19 protein-coding genes and 1 tRNA gene are annotated in these 24122 nt (G+C 58.6%); 5 read left to right on the forward strand and 15 right to left on the reverse strand.

Annotation, left to right across the window (positions count from 1 at the left end):
- Positions 1-99: 99 nt before the first annotated feature.
- The 3 genes from WMO46_RS15595 to WMO46_RS02325 form a co-directional block, all read right to left on the reverse strand.
- The gene (locus WMO46_RS15595; protein ID WP_353963990.1) at positions 100-306 is read right to left on the reverse strand and encodes an alpha-L-rhamnosidase C-terminal domain-containing protein; all 207 of its coding nucleotides are present in this window, start codon (positions 304-306) and stop codon (positions 100-102) included.
- A gap of 177 nt (positions 307-483) precedes the next feature.
- A tRNA-Gly gene (locus WMO46_RS02320) sits at positions 484-556 on the reverse strand.
- Positions 557-736: 180 nt separating this feature from the next.
- Positions 737-2008: an aminotransferase class I/II-fold pyridoxal phosphate-dependent enzyme gene (locus WMO46_RS02325; protein ID WP_195498284.1), complete on the reverse strand. Its 1272-nt coding sequence runs from the start codon at positions 2006-2008 to the stop codon at positions 737-739.
- A 322-nt stretch (positions 2009-2330) separates the two neighbouring features.
- Here WMO46_RS02325 and WMO46_RS02330 point away from each other — a divergent pair, with 322 nt between their 5' ends.
- Positions 2331-3104, forward strand: a complete 774-nt coding sequence (locus WMO46_RS02330) for a radical SAM protein (RefSeq protein WP_276715029.1) — start codon at positions 2331-2333, stop codon at positions 3102-3104.
- Positions 3105-3108: 4 nt separating this feature from the next.
- Positions 3109-3870 carry a YaaA family protein gene (locus tag WMO46_RS02335; RefSeq protein WP_129651356.1) on the forward strand — a complete coding sequence of 254 codons (762 nt, stop codon included), beginning with the start codon at positions 3109-3111 and terminating at the stop codon, positions 3868-3870.
- 86 nt (positions 3871-3956) lie between these two features.
- Here the strand turns inward: WMO46_RS02335 and dxs are convergent, their stop codons facing one another.
- Positions 3957-5834 (reverse strand): 1-deoxy-D-xylulose-5-phosphate synthase, encoded by a 1878-nt coding sequence (gene dxs / locus WMO46_RS02340; RefSeq protein WP_349093712.1) that lies wholly within the window; start codon positions 5832-5834, stop codon positions 3957-3959.
- A gap of 262 nt (positions 5835-6096) precedes the next feature.
- Here dxs and pyrH point away from each other — a divergent pair, with 262 nt between their 5' ends.
- The 3 genes from pyrH to frr are packed head-to-tail and all read left to right on the forward strand — an operon-like array spanning position 6097 to position 7954.
- Positions 6097-6804 carry a UMP kinase gene (pyrH, locus tag WMO46_RS02345; RefSeq protein WP_019151655.1) on the forward strand — a complete coding sequence of 236 codons (708 nt, stop codon included), beginning with the start codon at positions 6097-6099 and terminating at the stop codon, positions 6802-6804.
- Between the two features lie 4 nt (positions 6805-6808).
- A complete protein-coding gene (locus WMO46_RS02350) occupies positions 6809-7384 on the forward strand; it encodes a TlpA family protein disulfide reductase (protein WP_195498288.1) in 576 nt (191 codons plus the stop codon).
- A gap of 12 nt (positions 7385-7396) precedes the next feature.
- Positions 7397-7954, forward strand: a complete 558-nt coding sequence (frr, locus tag WMO46_RS02355) for a ribosome recycling factor (protein WP_019151657.1) — start codon at positions 7397-7399, stop codon at positions 7952-7954.
- Between the two features lie 78 nt (positions 7955-8032).
- Here frr and WMO46_RS02360 read toward each other — a convergent pair whose 3' ends face one another.
- From WMO46_RS02360 to WMO46_RS02410, 11 genes are read right to left on the reverse strand one after another with little or no spacing between them, the layout of a single operon-like run.
- On the reverse strand, positions 8033-8941 hold the full coding sequence (locus WMO46_RS02360) for a hypothetical protein (protein ID WP_019151658.1): 909 nt from the start codon (positions 8939-8941) through the stop codon (positions 8033-8035).
- Between the two features lie 4 nt (positions 8942-8945).
- Positions 8946-10430: a RagB/SusD family nutrient uptake outer membrane protein gene (locus tag WMO46_RS02365; protein WP_349093713.1), complete on the reverse strand. Its 1485-nt coding sequence runs from the start codon at positions 10428-10430 to the stop codon at positions 8946-8948.
- Between the two features lie 10 nt (positions 10431-10440).
- The gene (locus tag WMO46_RS02370; RefSeq protein WP_129651346.1) at positions 10441-13512 is read right to left on the reverse strand and encodes a SusC/RagA family TonB-linked outer membrane protein; all 3072 of its coding nucleotides are present in this window, start codon (positions 13510-13512) and stop codon (positions 10441-10443) included.
- Positions 13513-13524: 12 nt separating this feature from the next.
- Complete coding sequence (locus WMO46_RS02375; protein WP_349093714.1) at positions 13525-14865, reverse strand: trehalase family glycosidase; 1341 nt, start codon at positions 14863-14865, stop codon at positions 13525-13527.
- A 12-nt stretch (positions 14866-14877) separates the two neighbouring features.
- Positions 14878-15999, reverse strand: a complete 1122-nt coding sequence (locus WMO46_RS02380; protein WP_019151662.1) for a glycoside hydrolase family 26 protein — start codon at positions 15997-15999, stop codon at positions 14878-14880.
- Between the two features lie 26 nt (positions 16000-16025).
- Positions 16026-17132 (reverse strand): glycoside hydrolase family 26 protein, encoded by a 1107-nt coding sequence (locus WMO46_RS02385; protein ID WP_349093715.1) that lies wholly within the window; start codon positions 17130-17132, stop codon positions 16026-16028.
- 31 nt (positions 17133-17163) lie between these two features.
- On the reverse strand, positions 17164-18057 hold the full coding sequence (locus WMO46_RS02390) for an AraC family transcriptional regulator (protein WP_129651342.1): 894 nt from the start codon (positions 18055-18057) through the stop codon (positions 17164-17166).
- A 19-nt stretch (positions 18058-18076) separates the two neighbouring features.
- Positions 18077-19282 (reverse strand): AGE family epimerase/isomerase, encoded by a 1206-nt coding sequence (locus WMO46_RS02395; RefSeq protein ID WP_276762145.1) that lies wholly within the window; start codon positions 19280-19282, stop codon positions 18077-18079.
- The gene (locus tag WMO46_RS02400; protein ID WP_019151666.1) at positions 19282-20724 is read right to left on the reverse strand and encodes an MFS transporter; all 1443 of its coding nucleotides are present in this window, start codon (positions 20722-20724) and stop codon (positions 19282-19284) included. Before WMO46_RS02400 ends, WMO46_RS02395 begins: the two co-directional genes overlap by 1 nt.
- Complete coding sequence (locus tag WMO46_RS02405) at positions 20721-21911, reverse strand: glycoside hydrolase family 130 protein (RefSeq protein ID WP_349093716.1); 1191 nt, start codon at positions 21909-21911, stop codon at positions 20721-20723. Before WMO46_RS02405 ends, WMO46_RS02400 begins: the two co-directional genes overlap by 4 nt.
- A gap of 26 nt (positions 21912-21937) precedes the next feature.
- Positions 21938-23947 (reverse strand): glycoside hydrolase family 97 protein, encoded by a 2010-nt coding sequence (locus WMO46_RS02410; protein ID WP_349093717.1) that lies wholly within the window; start codon positions 23945-23947, stop codon positions 21938-21940.
- Positions 23948-24122 lie beyond the last annotated feature (175 nt).

A 24122-nucleotide genomic window follows, 5' to 3' on the forward strand; every position in this document is an offset into this window, starting at 1 on the left:
AAGACCCTTATTGTGTGTCAGATCGAATCTATATAACGATAGGTGTTTTCCGATCGCACATAACGATCATAACCAGCCGGTATTGCGGCGACATCCCCGTCATTGCATCCGGCGCAGCGGCGGAACAGAAGAGCCGAGGACTCCGTTCAATAGACATTCGAGTGTTTTCCGGCTTCGTAATCGGCGGGGAGCCTTTTCGGGTACGGACACGCAGGCGGTCGTTTCCCCGGGAACTGCCAGCCGAAGTTCGCATCCCCGCTTCACGGGGCGCCACGGCACGCAGATGTCGCCTGCGACCGTCGGCACCGGGATTCTTCCACCGCGGAATAACGCTTCTGCACACGGAGAAGGTGCTTTTGCTTGCTGTCTTTTGCTACGACACAAAAACGAAACGATTCTACATATCGTTGATATACAGAATTATTCGCTTCATGTTACGCAATCTTACCCAACAAAAAAGGTCCTTCATAGAAGGACCTCGTGAGCGGAAAACGGGACTCGGACCCGCGACCTCAACCTTGGCAAGGTTGCGCTCTACCAACTGAGCTATTTCCGCAATCTATTCCCGCACCTCGGAAACCGCTGTTCCCTGCGTTTCGGGACTGCAAATATAAAATGAAAAAAATTATTCTGCAAAATTTTCCGACAAATTTTATCACTTAAAGAAACAACCCCGGCTCCGCAGAAGCCGGGGTTGTCCCATACGACAGGCGGAGAGAAAACTCCTGCCCGGAAACTAACGTACCTTGAAGCCCTCGTCGGCGCGGACCGGAATGGGCAGCGAAGCATAATAACCGCTTTCGAGCTTCTCACGAACGGCCTTAAATGCCTCGATCGTAACTTTCACGTCCTCCAGCGTATGCACCGCCGTCGGGATGATGCGCAAGATGATTTCGCCCTTCGGAATCACGGGGTAAACCACCATCGAGCAGAAAATGCCGTGGTTCTCACGCAGGTCCACAACCAGGTTCGTGGCTTCGGGAATGCCGCCTTTCAGGAAGACGGGCGTCACCGGCGAATTGGTCACACCGATCTCGAAACCGTTCTCTTTCAGGCTGCTCTGGAGCGCGCGGACGTTCTCCCAGAGTTTCTCCTGGAATTCGGGGTGGTTGCGGATCAACTCCAGACGCTTCAGCGCGCCGATCACCATCGGCATCGGGAGCGACTTGGCGTAAAGCTGCGAACGCATGTTATAGCGCAGCAGGTTGATCAGCCAGCGGGGACCGCTCACGAAAGCGCCGATGCCGGCCATCGACTTGGCGAAGGTGTTGAAAAGCACGTCCACGCCATCGACGACGCCGAAATGCGCCGCCGTACCGCGACCGCCCGGGCCCATCGTACCGAAGCCGTGAGCGTCGTCCACCAGCAGGCGGAACTGGAAATCCTTCTTCAACGCCACGATCTCGTCCAGCTTGCCCAGATCGCCCTTCATGCCGAACACGCCTTCGGTGATCACCAGCACGCCGCCGTTCTGCTCTTCGGCCAGATCCGTAGCGTGTTGCAGTTGCAGGCGCAGCGACTCCATGTCGTTGTGGCCGAACACGAACCGCTTGCCCTTGTGGAGGCGGAGTCCGTCGATGATGCAGGCGTGCGCCTCGGCGTCGTAGACGACCACGTCGCGCGGGGTCAGCAGGCAGTCGATGATCGAGATCATGCCCTGGTAGCCGAAGTTGAGCAGGAAGGCATCCTCCTTGCCGACGAACTCAGCGAGCTCACGCTCCAGCTGTTCGTGGTAAACGGTCTGTCCGCTCATCATGCGGGCGCCCATCGGGGCGGCCATTCCGAATTTGGCGGCGCCTTCGGCATCCGCCTTGCGCACTTCGGGATGGTTGGCCAGTCCGAGGTAGTTGTTCAAGCTCCAGTTGAGCATCTTCTTGCCCCGGAAAACCATATGGGGGCCGATTTCGCCTTCGAGTTTGGGGAAAGCGTAATAACCGTGGGCATACGACATATACTGACCGATCGGTCCGCCCGCATTCTTTTCGAGGCGTGAAAAAATATCAACCATTTTATCTTGTAATTAGTAAGTTATGTACGATTTTTTCGATTCGGACGCACAAAAGTATAAATAAAACAGAATCAGCAGTCAAAAATAACCGTTTTTTATTCCGCACGGATACGCATTTATACTTATTTCCGAGATTTCAGCCGCGCCGGGCAGCAAGAATCCGCACGCGCGACCCGGCCCGACAATTCGGTTCGGCAAAAACGCAAGTAAACTTGCTTTTGCGCTCGCCTTGCACGATCTTTGGCGTTGCCTTAGATAGGCGGCGTTTCGGAAGTGCTCAAATAAATTTGGCACTCCGCTCACCTTGCACTATCTTTGCCCTATGACATCGCTATTCCATGACATCATCTTCGGCCCGGTGCACTCGCGGCGGCTGGGCCTCTCGCTGGGGGTCAACCTGCTGCCCACGGCGTCGAAACTCTGCTCGTTCGACTGCATCTACTGCGAATGCGGCTGGAACGCCGAACACCCCGGAGCGCGCCGTTTCAACGCCCGCGAAGAGGTCCGCACCCAACTCGAAGCCACCCTGCGGCAGATGATGGCCGACGGCACCCCGCCCGATGTCATCACCTTCGCCGGCAACGGCGAACCGACCCTGCACCCCGAATTCGAAGCCGTCATCGGCGACACGCTGGCCCTGCGCGACGCGCTGTGCCCCGCGGCGAAAGTCTCGGTGCTCTCCAACGCCACGCAGATCCACCGCGACAGCGTCCGCCAGGCCCTGCTGCGCGTGGACAACAACATCCTCAAACTCGACTCGGCGTTCGACGAGACGGTGCGGCGGATGAACAACCCGCAAAACCCGGCCTACACCGTCCGGGGCATCGTCGAGGAGATGAAACGCTTCGAGGGGAAGATGATCCTGCAAACGATGTTCCTGCGGGGAACGTGCGATGGCCAGCCCATCGACAACACCACCGAAGAGGAGGTCGCGGCGTGGCTGAAGCTGGTCGACGAAATCCGTCCGCGGCAGGTGATGGTCTACTCGCTCGACCGCGACACCCCCTGCCAAACGCTCGAAAAAGTTTCCAAAGAGGAGTTGCAGGCCATCGCCGCGCGCGTCGAGGCCCTCGGCATCCCCTGCTCCGTAGCCTGACGCCATGCAAATACTCCTCTCCTGCGCCAAGACGATGGCGGAGCGGAGCTCCGTCGCAACGCCCCGTACGACCGTTCCGGTTCATCTCGAAGAGGCCCGGCGGCTGGCCGCCGAGCTGGCGACGCTCCCGACCGACGAACTGGCGCGGCTGCTGCGCGTCAACCGCCGCATCGCCGCCGAAAACCACCTGCGCTACCGCCGATTCCACGACAGCGACACCCCGGCGCTCCCGGCCCTCGCGGCCTACACGGGCATCGTCTTCAAACGCATCGACCCGGCGAGCTTCTCCGCCGCCGACCTCGAATACGCCCAGGAGCACCTCAACATCACGTCGTTCCTCTACGGAGTGCTCCGCCCGCTGGACGCCATCCGCCCCTACCGGCTCGAAGGCGACGCCGTGCTGCCCGGCCACGACGAACAGACGCTCTTCGCCTACTGGCACGAACGGCTGACCGACGCCCTGCTGGACAAAATCCGGCGCGACGACGGCATTCTGGTCAACCTGGCCAGCGGGGAGATGAAACGGCTCTTCGACTGGAAGCGCGTGTGCCGCGAAGTGCGGGTCATCACCCCGGAGTTCCGCATCCGCGAGGGCGACCGGCTGAAAACCATCGTCATCTACACGAAAATGTGCCGCGGCGAGATGACGCGGCACATACTGAAAAACCGGATCACCGACCCTGCGGCGCTTCAAGCCTTCGAATGGGAGGGTTTCCGGTTCGATCCCTCTCTCAGCCGCGGCGACGACTGGACATTTACCATGTAACAAATTACAGGAAGCGCAGAAGCGAACGGAGTGCGGGACGACGCGCTATACAGACGTCTTACGCCTGCGCCCCTAAAACCCGCTTCTCAAACGGACTGCGTGAGGGCGCGGAGAATCGACTCCTCGTCGTAGCCGCAGAGCGCGTGAAGCTGTTCGGGCGTGCCGTGTTCGACCCAGGCGTCGCCGATGCCCAGACACGTGACGTGCGCATCGTAACTGCGGGCATTGAAATAGGCGGCGACAGCCTCGCCGACACCTCCGCGCAGACAGCCGTCCTCGACGGTAATGACGCGGCGGAACGTGCGCCCCACCTCGTCGAGCAGCTCCGTGTCGAGGGGTTTCACCCAGCGCAGGTCATAATGGGCCGCCTCCACCCCCTGCGCCGCAGCGCGTTCCGCGGCCCGGGCCGCCGCATTGCCGACGGTCCCGACGGTCACCAACGCCACGTCGCGCCCCTCGCGCAGGCGGCGTCCGCGGCCCACGGGCAGCGTCTCGAACGGCAGACCCCGCCACGGCAACCCCTCCCCGAGCCCGCGGGGATAGCGGATCATAAAGGGTGCGCCGGCCTGCAAGCCGGTCCACATCATGTTGCGGAGTTCGGGTTCGTTCATCGGCGCGGCGACAGTCAGCCCCGGCACGGCCCCGAAAGCGGCCATGTCGAAGACCCCGTGGTGCGTCACGCCGTCCTCGCCCACCAATCCGCCGCGGTCGAGGCACATCACCACCGGAAGCCCCTGTATCGCAACGTCGTGGATCACATTGTCGTAAGCCCGCTGCATAAACGTCGAATAGATGTTGCAGAAAGGCACCATCCCCGCCGCGGCGAGCCCCGCCGAGAAGGTCACGGCGTGCCCTTCGGCGATCCCCACGTCGAAACAGCGTTCCGGCATTTCGCGCAGGAGGATGTTCATCGAACAGCCCGACGGCATGGCGGGCGTGACGCCCACGACGCGGGCATCCCTGCGGGCCAGCTCCAACAGCGTCTCGCCGAAAACATCCTGATAGCGCGCCGCGTCGGCCGGAGCGGAAATCCGCTCGCCGGTATCGGGATTGAAGCACCCCGGAGCATGCCAGACCGACTGGTTGTGCTCGGCCGGAAGGTAGCCTTTTCCCTTCACGGTCATAACGTGCAGCAGCTTGGGGCCCTCAATGTCGCGCAGCGCACGGAGCGTCCGCACCAGCTCTTTGAGGTTGTGGCCGTCCACGGGCCCGAAGTAACGGAAATTGAGACTTTCGAAGAGGTTGCTCTTGTTCAGCAGGCCCTGTTTCACGGCGTTGCCCGCCTTCTGGCAGAGCCTCAGCAGACGCGGCGTATGCGACAGAATGCCCCACAGCCGCTGTTTGAAACGGTTGTAGTGGACCGAAGTCGAGATTTTCAGCAGGTAGTTTTTCAGCGCCCCGGTGGCCTGGTCGATGGCCATGTTGTTGTCGTTCAGGATCACCAGCAGGTTCGTGCGCTTCGAGGCCCCGGCGTTGTTGAGCCCCTCGAAAGCCAGCCCGCCGGTCATCGAACCGTCGCCGATGACGGCCACCACCTGCCGCTTCTCGCCCCGCAGTTCGGCCGCCTTGGCCATGCCGAAAGCCGCGGAGATCGACACCGAGGCGTGACCGCCCCCGAAAGCGTCGTATTCGCTCTCGGACATGCGCGGAAAGCCGCTGATGCCGTTCAGCCGGCGCTTGGTCCGGAACGCCTCGCGGCGTCCGGTGATGATCTTGTGGGCGTAGGTCTGGTGGCCGACATCCCAGACGATCTTGTCCTCCGGGGTTTCGAAGACATAATGCAGCGCCGCGGCCAGCTCCACGGCCCCGAGGCTCGAAGCCAGGTGCCCCGGGTTGACCGAACACTCGTCGATGATATAGCGTCGCAGCTCGTCGCAGTAAACGCGCAGCTCCTCCGCCGAGAGCTTTTTCAGCTCCCGCGGCGACGAGATCGTATCGAGCAGTTTATATTCTTCCGACGACATAAGGATTGCAAAGATAGGAAAAAGAACGAACGAATCCAAAACCGGATCACGCCCGGTCTCCGGACAACCTATCGACTCCTATAAAGGGGCGTTACGCCTCCGAAGATAGGAAAAAGAACGGAGGGCGCCAAAACCGGATTGCATGCGGCACGGCAAAACACCCCGACCGACAAAAGTGCCGTAACGACACCAAAGATAGACAATAATATGCAAATTTCTCGAAAAAATACCTATCTTCGCGTTACGATAAAACGCATCAGAGATGAAATACAAGCGGATACTCCTGAAACTGAGCGGCGAATCGCTGCAAGGCGCACAAAAGTACGGGCTTTCGCCCGAGGTGCTGCAATCCTACGCCGAACAGATCAAGGCGGCAGCGGCGACGGGCGTGCAGATCGGCATCGTCATCGGCGGCGGCAACATCTTCCGCGGCCTCTCGGGCGCCAAAAAGGGCTTCGACCGCGTGAAGGGCGACCAGATGGGCATGCTCGCCACGATCATCAATTCGCTGGCGCTCCAATCGGCGCTCGAGGACAACGGGGTCAAGTGCAAGGTGCTCACCTCGATCCGCATGGAGCCGATCGGCGAGTATTTCTCCAAGGCCCGTGCCATCGAGTATCTCGAAGCGGGCTACGTGGTGATCGTCGGAGGCGGCACCTCGAACCCCTATTTCACGACCGACTCGGCCTCGGCCCTGCGCGGCATCGAGATCGAGGCCGACGTACTGCTGAAAGGCACCCGCGTGGACGGCGTCTACACGGCCGATCCGGAGAAGGACCCCGCGGCCGTGAAATTCGACGAAATCTCGTTCGAGGAGGTGCTCGACCGCCGGCTGAAGGTCATGGACCTCACGGCCTTCACGCTCTGCCGCGAAAACGGCTTGCAGATCATCGTCTTCGACATGGACACCGAAGGCAATTTGGGCAAGGTACTTGCCGGGGAACCGATCGGAACGCTCGTAAAACCGTAAAGCTATGGCCAAGAAAAAAAGCAACAAATCGCTGTGGGTGATGCTGGCGCTGATCGCCGTCATCATCGCCGTCATCCTGCTGCTCCCCGGATGCGGCAGCCGCAACGCCCGGAAGAGCGCCGAGACGAAGACCGAAGCGACCACGCTCGTCGGGGCCGGGGAGACGGCTCCCGGCTTCACGGTCGAACTGACCGACGGGAGCCGCCTGTCGCTCGAAGAGCTGCGCGGCAAGGTCGTGCTGCTCAATTTCTGGGCCACGTGGTGCCCGCCCTGCCGCCAGGAGCTGACCCGCGTGCAGAAAGAGATCATCGACCGTTTCGCCGGCAAACCCTTCGTCTTCCTGCCCGTCTCGCGCGGCGAGAAGCGCGAAACGGTGGAAGCTTTCCGCGAAAAGACCGGCTACACGTTCCCGATGGGCCTCGACTCCGCACGGACCGTCTACGACCGCTATGCGACGGACTACATCCCGCGCAACTTCCTCATCGACAAGCAGGGCAAGGTGATCCTCGCCACGGTGGGCTACGACGACGAGGAGTTCGACGCCCTGATCCGCACCATTGAAAAGACACTCGAAAATTAAACCTCAAACGTCATGGATACACAAACGATTCTCAACGATGCCACAGGCCGCATGCAGAAGGCCATCGACCACCTCGAAGAGGAACTGCTGAACGTACGCGCCGGCAAAGCGTCGCCCAACGCCCTGAACGGCGTGATGGTCGATTATTTCGGCTCGCAGGTTCCCGTCTCGGGCGCCGCCAGCGTCACCGTACCCGACGCCAAAACCATTCTGATCCAGCCGTGGGACAAGAACATGCTGCGGCCGATCGAGAAGGCGATCATCGACTCGAACATCGGCCTGACGCCCTCGAACAACGGCGAGCAGATCCGCCTGTCGATTCCGCCCCTCACCGAGGAGCGCCGCAAGGAGTTGGTGAAGCAGGTGCGTTCGGAGGCCGAAACGGCGCGCATCAGCCTGCGCAACGCCCGCCGCGACGCCGTAGATGCCTTCAAGAAGGCCCAGAAGGAGGGCATGCCCGAGGACGAGTCGAAAGACGGTGAAACGCAGTCGCAGAAACTGCTCGAAAAGTTCTCCAAGGTCCTCGAAGAGGTCCTCGCCAAAAAGGAGAAGGAGATCATGACGGTATAGACCGTTCATTCCGACAACTGAAAAACCGGACCTGCCGTACGGCAGGTCCGGTTTTTCGTTAAGGTTAGCATGTCCGCCCTATTCGGCGGCCCGCACGATGTACGAGAACTTGTACGAACTACGCCAGAAATTATTATAGAAATTGTTGCCCGGCGTATCGCCCGACGCATCCGGCAAAGCGAAATCAAAGAAAAGATTGCCCGAAGTATCCTGGCTGAAAGTCATCGTCGAAGTGATGTTGTTCTTCGAGATCTTCATCTCGTTGGTCGAGAGGTCCAGCACCCAGTCGGACTCCCCGGCAGGAATCAGATGCCGCAGACGCGGGTCCATATCCAGCGGAGCATCCTCGGTGTACTCGCCCGGATAGACGCCCTTGAACGACCCGTACAGCCCGTCGGCCCCGGCAGCATTGACGATCTTGCCTGTGAACTTCCCGTCAACCATCTCCTCGTTCATCGTAATCGTGATGACGTTGTCCAGCTCCGGAGAGGCAAACGTCCCGAACTCGGAACCGCCCATCGAAGTATCCCATTTCCCGGTACCGTTGCCGCTGATATTCTGATCCACGTAGATCTTGATGTCGCTGACGGACCACGTGCCGACATAGAACGGGTCGTAGGGTTTGAGATAAACCGTCCACAGCACCTGTTTCCCGGTCTGGGAACGCACGATGATACGCGCCTTGCGGTCCGGATTCCGAAAATCGAGCGTACCGCCGTCGGCGACATCCGCCGTGGCATAGGCCGAGAGGGCCAGCGCCTCGACGCCTACCGCTTCCCACGGATAATCGGCCTGTTCGAAAATATAGAGAATCACGGTTCCCTGATTGTCGTCCACCCGTTCGATGGTGGCCTTGCCCAGCTGCCCCGTCAGTTTGATGTCGAGAATCGAGCATTCGTTGCTCGGCTCTTTCTCGTCGATGTCCTTCGTGCAGGAAATCACAGTCAGGCACGAAAGCAACAATACGATATATTTCAGATTTTTCATAACGCTACAAATTGGGATTCAAATCTATTTCACGCTGCGGGATCGGATAATAGGCGGCTTCGGCCTCGCTCAGTCCGGCAGCCCTGATGTCGGTGGTCGTAACCGAGGCCGTGCGACGAAGATCGTAAAGCCGGTTGCCCTCGAATGCCAATTCGAGCGCACGCTCCTTGATTACGGCTTTGCGGAATTCATCCGTCGTCATTCCGGACGGAAGCGGCGTCACACCGGCTCTTTCGCGGATGCGGTTCACATAGGCCAACCCCTCTTCGGGTCCCGCAGCCTCGGCATACACCAGCGCAATATCCGAAAACCGGATCAGATAAGGCCGGGCGCTGGTACGCTCGCCGATGAAATCGGGATCGACATATTTGCTCGAAAAGTAGCCCTTGACCTGGTTGGGCACGATCGGATTGCCCGAGGCATCGTATATATCACGATGAATCAGCTCGGTACGGCGCTTGTCGGTGGTGCTGAACTGCGTCTCGACGAACTCGTCGTTGCAGAGGAAAACGCCCCAGCCGTTGCCGTTGGCCCGCTGCAAATCGCCGTTGCCGTAACGGATGTAAAACGGCACGGAGTTGTTCGACGGCAGGAAAAGCAAAGGCAGTTTGGAATAGTTGCCCTCCTGCGTACCGCTGCGGTCGATCGGCATGATGAAGATATGCTCGGGTCCCGTGGGCTTGTCCACATCGTAGATGGCGCGCAGGTCGGTATCGAAATCGTACGAGTCCCTATAATCACGAACGACCTTTCCCGCCCAATAAGCGGCGCTGTCGTACATGATCTGCGGTTCGCGGCGCATCTCCGTATAGCGGTAAACGTTGTGCTCCTTCGACGAGGCGACGGTCAGGTAAGCCTTGGCCATCAACGACTGCGCCGCCACTTTGTCCGCCCGTCCGAAAACCTTGTTGACTTCGAGCAGGTCGTCCGCCCGGGTCAGGTCGCCGAAGATCAGGTCGTAAAGCTGGTCGAGACCTGTCGCCATCGGAGGCGTCGTCTGCGACAGTTCCGCCACCATCTGCGTTTGCACGGGGACGATACCGAACGTGCGCACCAAGTTGAAATAGTTCCACGCACGCAGGAAATAGGCTTCGCCCAGAATACGGCGGCGGGCCGTCTCGCTCAGCGCCGAACTGTTTTGAACATGGTCGATCACCGTATTGGCGCGGTTGATCGCAATGTAGCAGTATTTGAAATAGTATTTCAACTGCTCGGTCTCGCGGCCCGCGATCCAGTTCTCAAGCTGGTAGACATCGCCGGCCTCGTCGCTCTTGGGCGACATGGTCTCGGTCGGAATGTCGCCGATGTAGAAGATGCCGCGCGAATATTCGAGGAACGTCAAGGCATTATAAGCATAGAGCAACCCCGACTCGGCATCGGTCTCATTCTTGTAAAAATTGTCGTCGGAATAGAATCCGTACGGCTCCTCTTGCAGGTCGCACGCCGTGAGCAGCCCGCAGAGCGAAATGATATAAAGCAAATTTTTCATAGTCGTCAGCTTAGAATTTCAGATCCAGACCGATGGTATATTTCCGCAGGCGGGGATAACCGCCCCAATAGATACCATCGACCCCCACCTCGGGATCGTAACCGTCGAATTCGGTAAAGGTATAGGCGTTCTCGATGTTGGCGAACACACGCACGCTGCGGATAAAGGCTTTGCGGACAGGGATCGTGTAGCCGATATTGATGTTCTGCAAGCGAACGAACGAGCCGTCATGGACGAAATAGTCCGAGAACAGGTAGCTTCGCGTCGAATTCAGGCGCGGGTATTTGTTCGTCGGGTTGTCGGGGGTCCAGCGCTTGATCTTCACGCGCGGATCGTAGGTATAGCCGTTATAGATGATGTCGTTGCCGAACACACCGTTGAGAAATACCGATACGTCGAGATTCTTGTAACGGAACGCCAGATTGAGACTGGCCGTAAAATCGGGATTCGGGTCGCCGATGATGCAGCGGTCCTTATCGTCGATGGCATAGTCACCGTTCAGATCCACATACTTGAACTCGCCGGGCAGATCCTTGCCGTCGGAACTCATGAAGTCGGGGTCCTCGCCCTGCTGAATGATGCCGTCCACCCGGTATCCGTAGAAGACATACATCGGATAGCCGATGGCATAAACGCTCGGATTGCCGTTGAACATCGATAGCGACTGGCCGCAGACTTCGTACTGCATCCCCGTCAGGTAATCGGTGCTCAGACCGCTCGATACGGCGTTGCCCAAATCGGTCACCTTGTTGCGGTTGCGCGAGAAGATGAACGTCGCGGAGAGAGAGGTGTTCTTCCGGCTGACGATGTCGCCGTCGAGCGTGAGCTCGAAACCACGGTTGCGGATGTTGCCGTCGTTAACCCACATCTTGTCGTAACCGCTCGACAGCGGCAGATATTTCTCACGCAGCAGGTCGGTGGTATATTTGTCGTAATAATCCATCGTCACGCGCAGACGGCGCTTGAAAAAGGCCAGATCGACACCCAGGTTCCACTGACGGGTCGATTCCCACCTCAGGTCGGGGTTGGAAATGCCGCCCCAAAGGATATAGCGGTCGTTGGCACCCTCGCGGCCGGCCTCATAACCCGGACCGATAGCCGTCTGCCATTTGTCCGCGAACCAGTATTTCTCGGTACCGTAACGGTTGAGCGTCTGGTAGGGCGAGATACCCTGATTACCCGAAAGCCCCCAGCTCGCACGAATCTTGAACTCGTCGAAAACATTGAGTTTCTGCATCCACGGCTCGTTGTGGAGTTTCCAGCTCACGGCGCCCGAAGGGAAATAGCCCCACTTGCTGTTCTTGCCGAATTTCGACGACCCGTCGGCGCGCATGGTGAACGTAAAGAGGTATTTGTCGTCGAGCACATAGTTCAGACGGCCGTAGAACGAGAGCAGCTTGCTGTTCTGATAAGTGTTGTTGATCACGTTCTTCTGGGGATTTCCCGCACCCATGTTCTCGTTGCCGAGGGCATCGTTTACGAAATCGTAGGCCGTGGTGCTGAGCGTGCGGCCCATATTGTAGTCGAACGAGTGCCCCGCCATGACCGACAGGTTGTGCCGGTCGGCAAAGGTCCGCTGAAAGGTGATGTAGGTCTCGCTCAGCACGTCCTGCGACAGGGTGTTGTTCATCTGGGCGATGCCGTTCATGTCGTGCGCCTCCTGCGAGGTGTTCGAAGCGTTATAGACATCCTGCACGGTAGTCGAATAGTTGTAGTTGAGCTGCGTGCGGATTTTCAGCCCCTCGACGATCTCCCACTCGGCGGCCAGCGACGAAATGAGGTCGCGGCCCTGCGTCTCGTTCTTGACGTTGTCGGAGATGATGAGCGGATGGCCGAAGTCGGTTTCCGAAGCGACGAAATAGTTGCCTTCCTCATCGTAAACGGGCCACAACGGGTTGCGACCGTATTCGAGCGAGTTGTTCACATGGCGCTTATGGATCGAAAAAATGTTCGAAGTCTGAAGCGTGAAGTTCTTGGCCAACTTGTAGGAACCGTTGAGCGTGACATTGCCTTTGCGGAAATTGTCCTTCTTATAGACGCCCTCGTCGTCAAAATAATTAAGGCTCAGATTGATCGACGCCTTGTCGGTGGAGTGGGACAACGTGGCCGTCGTATTATTGACCACGGCCGTGCGCATACAGAGGTCGGCCCAGTCGGTGTTCGACCACTTGCCCTGCTGGATCTCGATGAGCGACGGATAGTAGGTGCCGTTATTGTACTGGCCCGTATAGAGGGCCGGCAGTCCGGCATTGGTCAGCTCCTCGTTGGCGATCTGCGCCATTTGCAGCGGATTGCGCCAGACATTGAGTTCATCGGTGAATTGGCCGATGGTGGTCCGGTGGTTCACCGAGACCTGGGTCGATCCGCCTTTGGCGGTGCGGGTCTGGATCAGAATCACGCCGTTGGCGCCGCGGGAACCGTAGATGGCCGAGGAGGAAGCGTCTTTCAGAATCTCGATCGACTCAATGTCCGAGGGGTTGATCTGCGACAGGTTGCCGGCATCGCCGATGGGAAATCCGTCCACCACGATCAGCGGAGTGTTCGAGCCGTTGAGCGAACTGTTGCCGCGAATGCGCACCACGGCCCCCGCCCCGGGGTCCTGCGAAGTATTCATGATCTGCAATCCCGCAGCGCGGCCCTGCAACAATCCCTCGACCGACGGAGCCGAAATATCCTTGATGGCGTCCATCTTCACGGAGACGACCGATCCGGTCAGATCGCTCTTCTTCATCGAGCCGTAACCGATGACGACCACATCGTCGATCAGGGCCTCTTCGGCTTCGAGCACGATGTCGAGGAAAGTCGCTCCGGCCGTAACGGCGATCTCACGGGTCCTGTAACCGACGAACCCGACGGAGAGCACGGCCCCGCTTTTGGCCCGGATCGTAAAATTACCCGAGGTATCCGTACTGGTTCCGGTCGTCGTCCCCTTGATGATGACGCTGGCACCGACGAGCGGCTGTCCGTCGGCCGTCACGCGGCCCCGGACCTCATTCTGGGCGGATGCGCCGACAGCGAGGAACAGGGAGGCGAAAAGCGCCAGAAGCCACCTGCCCCGCAGGCATAGATTTATTGTATTCATGGTGTCTGAGTTTTAGAGTTTCGATTGATTGTCAATTTTGCCGTCGAGGTAATCGCTGGCATAGATGAACGTCCCGGCGCTCCACCCCAGCATCGTGGGCATGTCGTACTCGTTGCTGACATTGATATTTCCCTCCCGGACATTGTACTTTTCCCACAGGTTACGGGTTTCGCCGAAGGTCTTCACGACCATTGCGACGTATTTCTCCGCAATGCGCCGCGCATCCCGCCGGTAGCCGTAGGTATCGAGTCCGCGGATGGCCAGATAAACGACCGGGGGCCAGGTATTGGGATAAGACCACTGGTAATCGTATTCATAGGGCTTGTCCTCGCAAACGGCGATCCCGCACTCGAACTCCAACCGTCCGAGCGCCTTTTCCACGAGAGTCCGAGCCTGCTCCGCATCCGGAATACCGGCATAAAGCAGACTGAACACCGCGCCCGAAACCACCGTCGAACGGCGGCCGTTGACGAAATCGTAGTCGTAATAAACACCGTCTTCTCCGAGACAGTAGCGGTTTATCAAACCGCGGCGTTTTTCAGCCCGTTTTTTCCAAGTCTCCGCAGCCGCAGAATCGCCCGTCAAGAGAGCGTAACGGGCAAAGAGCGTCTCGTAGAAATAGAGATTGGCATTGAGATCCACGGGGCAGAAATCCTCGCAGCGGCGCTCGAAACGGGGATTGAAATCCCAGCCCGACTCGGCCTCGGCGGCAAAATGCGCTCCCAGCCGCAGAATTTCCGCGTCGGAAAGCCCCCGGTCGCGGAAGTCGGTACCGAGCCGCCGGCCCCCGGTAGTCACGAACTCCTGTTTGAGATCGTCGTCCGCAGATGAAGAGTAACGATTCAGTCCGACGGGCGTAATACGCTGCGTCATCCAGAAATCATACTCCTTCTGCAAAGTCGCGAAGGCTCCGGCCAGCCACTTCCTGTCCCCGGTCTCTTCGAACACCCGATCGACCATCATGCACAGGAAAGGAGGCTGCGAGCGGTTGAGATACCACGTCCGGCTGCCGTTGGGCATATATCCGTAACGATCGACCAGATAGAGCATGTCCTCGGTGTTGTTTTTCGCCAAATCGAGACGGCCGTCGCGCACGAGCCCCTCGTTGGTGAAATAGGTATCCCAATAATAGAGTTCCTGAAAAGTCTGGCTGACGCTGGGAACCGTATAGGGACGGGGCAGTCCGATCAGGGTCTGCGAATCGACCGGATTATACTGCACCGACGCATCCCACGACGTGCGGATGAACTCGCGCACCCGGGCGATCTCCCCGTGCGGAACCGGCGAATGACTCCCGCAGGAAACGGCCGCCAATGCCGCGATACATCCCAAAAAAGATCTGATTCCGTTCATTTCAAGCAGGGATTATTCGTAAATACCGGCTATGTCCTTCTCCATCAGGATCTGCTCTCCGGCGACGAAGGTCTTGAAATCCTCCTCCGAAACGCAGCCCGGATAAGGGCCGAAAAAGTGGTTGGTATCCTTGTTCCGCCAGATCAGTACATAAGCCACGGGAATGCCCGCAATGGCCTTCGAAAGTTTTTCGGTCCACCATTTCGGTTGGGACGTGTTGTTTTCAAGTCCGGTCTCCGTAAAAGCGAACGGTTTGTTTTTCAGATAGGCGATATGTTTGAGCAGGCGCATCAGCCGCAGGCCGTTGGTGTCGATCGCCCAGGAGCTGCGGTCGTAAGCATCCAAACCGAGCACATCGACATAGGCGTCGCCCGGCCAGAATTCGAGGTAGTTGTCCTGCGAACTGACAATGTCGGGCGAATAGACGTACAGCAGATTATGCACGCCCTTCGTATCGCGCAGGTATTCGAGCGTGAAACGCCACAAGGCGATGTACTGATCAGCGGTGCAGTTGCCCTTACCCCACCAGAATCCGTTGCCAGTGTGCTCGTGGAACGGGCGGAACAACACCGGGACATACTCCCCGTCAACAGTCCTGAGCGAGAGCATGAAAGCAGCGACCTTGTCCAGCCAGCCGCAGTATTTTTCGTGAAGATCGCCGCCGGGAATGATCCGGCCCACGGCCGAGGTCACGTCCCAGGCCGTACCGTCGGTAACGGGATTCGTCGTATGCCAACCGATGGTAGTCACACCGCCGCGGGCATAGGCTTCGAGAATACGGCTGCGTATGTCATCAAACTTATCGCCGTCGATATTGGCTTCCTGCCCAAGTTCGATCTGGCCCAGGTCCCAGCCCATCATCGCGGGATAGTCGCCGCAGATACTCTTCACGTCCGAACGGTCGGCATCGCCCGACCAGCCGACGCCGTAGAGCGACGAACACTGGTGTCCGAAAAGCGTACCGCCGTTTTCGGCAATGCTGCGCAGGTTACCGAGCAGGTTGCGGGTTTGCACCGTAGCCTGCGAATCGGTCGTCGCCGCGGGAGCCGGCTGTGGTTCCGGATATTCGCGGTCGGCAATATCACTGCATCCGGCCACGACGAGACACGACAGATAAAAAATTCGTTTCCACATAATTATCAGTTATTTTAGGTTAATTGTCAGCGATACATGTCAGGCAACCGGCTCTCGAACAGAACGGGCTGTTCCCGGTTGGCAGCGAATTTTCTGAAATCGGATTCCGAAACATGCCCGTGCCAGGGACCGAAAAAGTGCGTCGGACGGTCGTGGGCATTACGCCACACCAAGACATAGCTCAACCCCTTGCCGCGGATGATCGGCAGCAGCCATCGGGTCCACCATTCGGCATCGGGAATGCCTTCGAGCCCGGTCTCGGTGAAAGCCGTCGGCTTGCCGTGCTCGCGTCCCAGCCGCTGCAAGGTCGAAAGCATCCGCTCTCCGCCCGACAGGAAATCCCAATCCTGCTGGCGGTGATAGGCATCCAGTCCGAGCACATCGACCCATTCGTCGCCCGGATAACGTTCCATATAATGCTCCGCATCGCGGTACAGGTCGGGAGAATAGACGTAAAGGAGGTTGTGCACCCCTTTCACATCGCGCAGATATTCCACGGTGAACCGCCACAAAGCCCGGTATTCGTCGGGAGTACACTGCGCCTCGCCCCACCAGAATCCGCTGCCCGTATGTTCGTGGAACGGACGGAACAGCACCGGCGCCAGAGTTCCGTCAGCGGCTTTCAACCCAGCGAAGAATCCCGCCAGACGGTCGAGCCACGACCGGTATTCGGCATGGTTGGCGCCGCCGGGGAGAATGGATTTCACGGCCGTGGTGGTTTTACAGTCCCAGGCGCTGGCCCCGGATTCGGGATTCTGCGGATGCCAGCTGACCGTGTTCACGGCTCCGCGCCCATAGGCTGCACACAGCAGGCGTGCGATTTCAGCGAACGGAACGTCGTCGATGCTCCGGTCGGCCCCGGCTTCGAGACCTCCGAGTTCCCACCCGAAGACAGCGGGGTAATCGCCGCAGCACTCCCTGACATCGGAGCGCCCCTCCTCATACTTCCAGCCGTGCCCGTAAAGAGCGTCGTCCTGATGCCCGAACATCACCCCGTCGTCGGCTACCCGGAACAGGTTGCGGTACAGTGCGCACGTTTCAGGCGTGGCCCGCGAATCGGCCGGAGAAGGCGAAGAACCCGAACAGGCGGCCGAAAGTACGGCCATACATACTATGCAAAACAGTTTGTTCATGGTTTGAAACAGATTAGAGCGAATCGGTTTGTCAGATGATGATCTTCTTCTTGTCGTAGTATTCCCGGAAATCGTGGGGCGTATAGCCTTTGTATTTCTTGAAAATCCGGTTGAAATTCGAGAGGTTGTTGAACCCGCATTTGAAAGCGATCTCCGCAATCGTATTCGCCGGTTCGTCGATCAGCCGCCGGGAAGCGGCGCTGATGCGGATGTTGTTCAGACAGTCGATGAAATTGTATCCCGTGCGCCGCTTGATGAAACGGCTGAACGACGGTTCGCTCATGTTGACCAGCGCCGCCATCTCCGAAAGCCGCACGGGACGATGGTAGTTGTTGTTGAGATAATCCATGATGGTCCGCACCCGACGGCTGTCGTAGGTATCCTCCAGTTTGCTAAAATGCGAATGCGACAACACGGTATACGCCTGATCGTGGGCCAGCTGGTTGAGCAGCGAAAGGAAGATCAGAATCGAATTGAAATTATCCGTACTGTTGATCAGCTGGTGAATTCCGGGCTCGCTTTGCAGGATGGTCTTTTCGGAGAACGCGATCCCGTGCTGAGCGTCCTGCAACATCTTCTTGATCGGCACGAACTGTTTCCGGTCGATCAGCCCGCCGCCCTGGAACAGCTCCGGCGAAAACTGGATCGTCACCTCGTAGATTTCCGCTCCCGGGGCCAGGTTGCCGTCCATCCACGCATGTTCCAGATTGCTGCCGGTAATGAGCACCATCTCCCGGTCGCCGATGTCGGCCACATGATCGCCGACGATGCGCCGCGCGCCGCGCGCCCCGATGATATAGTTGAGCTCGCATTCGCTGTGGATGTGGATCGGAAAATTGAAATTGCTCTTCCGGCGCTCGAACACGACGAAGCTGTCCTGCTTCGAAATGGGAGGCACCTCCGTAAGAATATTGTTATTTGCCATAGCCTTCAATTTTTCGGTTTCAGTTTTCAGCAAGCAGCCGTCCGATGCGCCGCATCAGTTCCAGACACATCCGGCTGTTGTGATAGGGGCATTTCCAGAACCCGGCCTTGTCGTCGTCGCGGTTGACCGAGCCGTCGGCACGAACGCTCCAAAACCATTCACTGTTCTCGGTATCGCACAGATGCGTCCGGATATACCGCCACGCATCGCGGCTATGCCTCAGAAACGCCTCGTCCCCGGTTCGCTCATACCTATTGAAAAATCCGACGACAGCCTCGGCCTGCACCCACCAATGGCGGTCGGCATCGGTGCGTCCTGTCAACGGGTCGTGTTCGTAAATCAGGCTTCCGTCGGGCTGTACGCCTTCGGCGGCAGCCTTCGCCAATGCCTCGGACACAGAACCGGCACCGGCCGTGATCTGCGGATCGCCGAGCAAGTCGGCGGCTTCGTCGATGAGCCACGATGCCTCGATGTCATGTCCGTAGGAGACCGTCCGTCCCTGCGGCCGCCACTCCGCATCGAAAAAGAGGTTCAGGTGCCCCGTCTGCGGATCGAAAATCCGATCGGTATGAATGCGGAGCAACCGCCGGACCGCCTCCGCAACCCGACCTTCCGGCCAAACCCGCAACAGGTTCGCACAGGGTTCGAGCAGATGCAGGTGCGTGTTCATGCTGAAATAGGTGTTGGCATCCTTCTCGCTCAGGCGCATATCCTCCAACGGCCGCCAGTCCCGGGTCAGAGCTTCGGCATATCCGCCCCGCGCCGCATCCCAGACATGTTCTTCAAGTGCCCCGAACAACGCAGCCGCTTCATCCAGAGCCGCCGGGTCACCCGTTGCCCGGACATATTCGCTCAACCCGTAAATCGCAAAGCCGATGGCATAGCTCTGTTTCTTGCAGCAGAGCGGATCTCCGCCGGGGGCAATCTCCCAATAGACGCCTCCGTACACCGGGTCGATCAGCCGCGAGACCAGCAGTTCGCGGACCTTGCGGGCCGCATCCAGGTATTCGGACCTTCCGGTCATGCGGTAAGCGGCCGAAAAGGTCCACAACATCCGCGCGATCAGAACAGCGCCTTTCCCGGCTTCGGGGTGTGCTTTCCCGCGGCCGTCGATCCGCCCCGCAAAATGCTCTCCGTCACCCAGAAATGCCGTCCAAAAAGGCAGGATGCCGCAGGTCAGCTCCTCCGACAGTTCGTTGCGCCATTGTACAAGCATCTTTTCCATCATTCGTTCGTTTTCCGACGAAGAGCGAGCTCCGTCGTGATTCGCTCCATACGTTTTTCGCCGAGCGGATAAAAAAGGACCGCCACGACAGCCACCAGACATCCGGCCGCCGGGAGCCAGCTCATCATCAGCCGCACTCCCGCTATCGCCTCACCGCTCTGCACAGCAGCCGACTGATCGTAACCGAACGCCGCAAGCAGCCAGCCCGTCACAGCGCCTCCCAGCGCCCAGCCGAGTTTCTGGGACATCGACGAAGAGGAGAGGATCAGTCCCGTAGGCCGCCGGCCGCTGCGGTATTCCTCGTAATCGACGATATCGGCATACATACTCCATAACAAAGGCAGCACGACGCCCGCCGCAACGCTGACAAACGCTTGCAGGGTAAAAAGCCATCCCAGTTCGGAAGGCTCCAGCCGGAAGAAGAAGAGACTCAGCACCGCCGCCGCACCCATCGCTGCGGCAAAAGCCCCTTTTTTACCGATACGCGCCGCTAACGGCACGGCCAAAGCGACCCCGGCCATATTCCCCAGCTGGCCCAACAGCAGATAAAGCGTTCCCAGCGTCCAGCCCAGATGAGGCAGTTTATAGGCGCTCCGGACATAGTCCGTGAAATAGAAGATCGCCACCCCGTCGCGGATCGAATTGAACAGCAGCACCGCCACTCCCGCGACCAGAAGAATCCACCAGGGAGCATTGCGGGCCAGGCTTTTCAGGTCACGCCCGACCGAGCCTTTCGCCTGCTGCGAATCGTCGTCCCGAATCCGCTCGCGCGTCCAGCGGAAGCAGAGCCAGAAGAGCAATGCGCAAAGAGCCCCGATAACGGCCACGGCGCAGGTCCACGCCTCCGGCATGCCCGATATGGCTACGTCGCTCCCGGCAACGCTTTCATTCAGCATGTCGGCCTCCCCGCCGCCGAGCCATCCGGCAAAGAAATCCACCAGCGGCTGCAACAGCATGAAGGTCACCAGACTGCCGACATAAGCGAAGAACATCCGGTAAGACGAGAACGTATTGCGCAGTTTCGTATCCGGCGTCATCACCCCGAGCAGCGAAGCATAAGGGACATTGACCAGCGTATAGACCATCATCATGGCCGTATAGGTAACGTAGGCCCACACCAGTTTTCCCGTCATCCCGAAATCGGGCGTCCAAAACGTCAGCACTCCGATCGCGGCGAACGGCAGGGCGCCCCAAAGCAGATAAGGACGGTAACGCCCCCACCGGCTGCGAGTACGGTCCGCCAGCAGGCCCATGATGGGATCGTTGAGCGAATCCCAGATGCGGGTCACCAGAAACATGGTTCCGGCGGCGGCCGGCGTGATGCCGAACACCCTGGTATAGAAAAAGAGCAGATACATGCCGAATATCTTCCAGAACATACTCGAAGCCATGTCCCCGAAGCCGTATCCGATCTTCTCCCGGAATGTGACGTTGTCTTTCATCGGTCTGTTTTTCGGTAATAATTCAGATTTCGGTCGATCAGTTCGTTCAGCCGCTCAACGGAGGCCGCCGTCGTAAGGCCGTCGGACGGCGTATGCAGACAATAGTCCACAAGTTTCTCAATGGTCGATGTCGCCACGTGCATGCGGGTGTCGCTCGACGCATAATAGAGAAATACCCGGCCGTCGTCATCGGCGATCCAACCGTTCGAGAAAAGGACGTTCGACACGTCGCCCACACGTTCCTCGCCCTCCGGGGCCAGCGTATATCCGGCCGGCACGGCGATCAGCTGCGAAGGATCGTCCAGGGCCGTCATGTACATGTAAAGCACATAACGGAGTCCCGCCGCGCAGGCGCGCACGCCGTGGGCCATATGCAGCCATCCCTGCGGAGTGCGGATCGGATGGGGCCCCTCGCCGTTCTTCACCTCCTTGATCGTGTGGTAAAACCGCACGTCGATGATCTTCTCATCGCGGATTTCCGCACGGGTCATATCGTCCACCAGCGCCCAACCGATCCCCCCGCCGAGAGCTCCGGCGGCGATGAACCCCTCCTGCGGACGGGTGTACAGGGCATATTTCCCGTCCACGAATTCGGGGTGAAGCACTACGTTCCGCTGCTGCGTGGGCGACTTGATGTCGGGGAGACGCTCCCAATGCACGAGATCCTTCGTTCGGGCTACGCCGGCCGTCGCCACGGCCGACGACAGATCGCCCGGGGCAGCCGACGGATCATGCCGTTCGGCACAGAAAACACCGTAAATCCAACCGTCCTCATGGGCCGTAAGGCGCATGTCGTAAAGGTTCGTTTCATCCCCGTCGGCCGGGGGAATCGTCAGCGGACGGTCGCGGAACCGGAATCCATCGATCCCGTTGTCGCTCTCAGCCAGAGCGAAAAAGGATTTACGGTCGTTCCCTTCAACCCGGACCACCAGTACGTATTTGCCGTCGAACTTGATGGCTCCGGCATTGAACGTTCCGTTGATCCCGAACCGTTCGAGCAAAAAAGGGTTAGTAGCGGGGTTCAGGTCGTAGCGCCAGAAGAGCGGCGTATGCGCAGCCGTGAGGATCGGGTAAGTATAACGGGTCCATACTCCGTTGGAATCCGCTGCCGGATTTTTCCTGCCGATCAACTCCTCATGAACCGAACGCAGGGCTGAAATACGCTTCTCGAAATCTAATCTTGTCATAAAACGAATGAAATAGAGTATTTATTTTATTCCCGGGTGATCCGCAAGGCGAATCCACCGGCAGGAGCCATCGTTATTTCCAGCGTTCGGTCCGTCCCCAGCGGACGGATCACACGCTGATAATCATGTCCATACTTGGCGGCATTGGCACCGTCGCAGAAGATCTCGGCCGTAAAATTCCCGTCACCCAGAAATCCGAGATCGAGCGTCACCGTGCGGCCTTCGTGTCCCGTAAGGCCGCCGACGTACCAGACATCCCCTTTGCAGCGGGCAACGGCCGCATACTCCCCGAGACGGCCGTCGAGCGCCACGGTCCGATCCCACACCGTGGGAACGCCGCAGATGAAGGCCGTGCATTCGGGTTCCCGGTCGTAGTTGGAGGGCGAGTCGCAGAGCATCGACAGCGGAGCATGGAAGACGATGTATTCGGCCAGCTGGCGGCAGCGCGTGCCCTGACTCATCGGTTCGCTGCGGCGCGGAAAGAAATGTCCCTTCGCGGCATTGAGCATAGCTCCCTGGGTGTAGTCCACAGGACCGGCCGTCATCCGGATAAACGGCATCGTCACATCGTAGGTCACCTGATCGACCGACTCTTCCGACCATTTCATCTGCTCCAGTCCATGTACACCTTCGAAATTGACGACATTGGGATAGGTGCGCTGCAAACCGGCAGGCTTATAAATACCGTGGTAGTCGAGCAACAGCCCGTATTTGGCTGCGGTCGCCGCCCCGCGGTAGAGGAATTCGGCGATCTGCTGGTCGTCGCGGTCCATGAAGTCAACCTTGAAACCTTTGACACCCAATGCCGAATAGTGGCGGCAAACCTCCTCCATATCGCGGTCGAAAGCACGGAAACCCGCCCAAAGGATGATACCTACACCCTTTTCTTTCGCATAACGCAGCACCTCGTCCAAATCGAGGCGGTCGCTGCCGCCCGACATCAGGTCGGTCTTATCCTTCGACCATCCGTCATCCATCACCAGATATTCGATCCCGTTGCGGGCCGCGAAATCGACATAGTGCTTATAAGTCGGCGTATTGACCCCGGCCTCGAAACCGACGCCGTGAAGCCCCCAGTCGTTCCACCACTCCCAGGCCGCCAATCCCGGACGAATCCACGATATGTCCGCAAGACGCGACGGTTCGGCCAGACGCATGACCATATCGTTATCGAGCAGTCGTCTGTCCTCGCGGGCAATGAGGATCGTCCGCCACGGAAACGACGCCCGCGGCGAAGCCTTGGCGATAAAATCATCGTACTCGTCCACGACATTTTGAAGATCGTCATGTCCCCCGTCGTGCGTCCGTTTCGGATACGGAGCGAAAATACCGCGCAGAGAATTTCCCTGGCCGGGATAATTGAAATACATACCCGGATAGGCTTGCAGATCGGCCTCGGTGAAACAGAGTTTCACGCCATCGTCGGATGCTACGACCAGCGGCAGGAAAGCCAGTCGTGCGGGATCGAGTTCCGAAAGCCGGGCTACGGTATAGAGGTTCTCGAACGAGGTTTTGAACTGACTCCCGAAGGGTACGATCTCGGTTCCGTCACAATCCCTAACATAAGGGACCCAGCATTTCCAGTCTCCCGGGAAACAAGCACCGGCCTCTTCGGAAGCGACGGTCAGCGGTTTATCCGTCATCGAGACGAAACGATAGGCCACCCCGTCGTCATAGGCCCGGAGCTCGATGGCGAAACCCGGTCGGAAATCGGCCCGCAGCCAGTTGTAGCGATCCGAAACCCGCGCCTTGATATAAAAAGGCGTGGCGAAAGAGGTATCGACGGTCCCTTTACGGATACGGAAAGGCTGCGCCGAACCGCCCCATACGGTTCCGCCGCCCAGCGTCATCGACACCGGAGTGGGCGCCACGACCGTCCGGCCGTCCACACGGACTTCATAGGTGCACCTCTCTCCGACGGCCAGTGTAATCCCGATCGTCTCATCGGGAGAAAGAACCGTATAACTTTTTTCACGAACTGCGAGTGCGGGAACGCAAAGCAATGCAAATAAAACGGATACAACTATTCTTCTCATGGTTCACAGATAATAAGCAGGTTTACGACACACAATAAAACAGGCGGTATTTCCCGTTTGTGCTGTGTAAAAATAGAGGTTTCGAAAGGGTTCTGCAACGAATGCGGCGCAGAAGGATTGAAAAGTATCACGATTGGATGGGATAATACCATTTTAACACCCGCGATACGGCAAA

Origin of the sequence: Alistipes intestinihominis, from assembly GCF_040095975.1 — a bacterium.
Classification (GTDB): domain Bacteria; phylum Bacteroidota; class Bacteroidia; order Bacteroidales; family Rikenellaceae; genus Alistipes; species Alistipes senegalensis.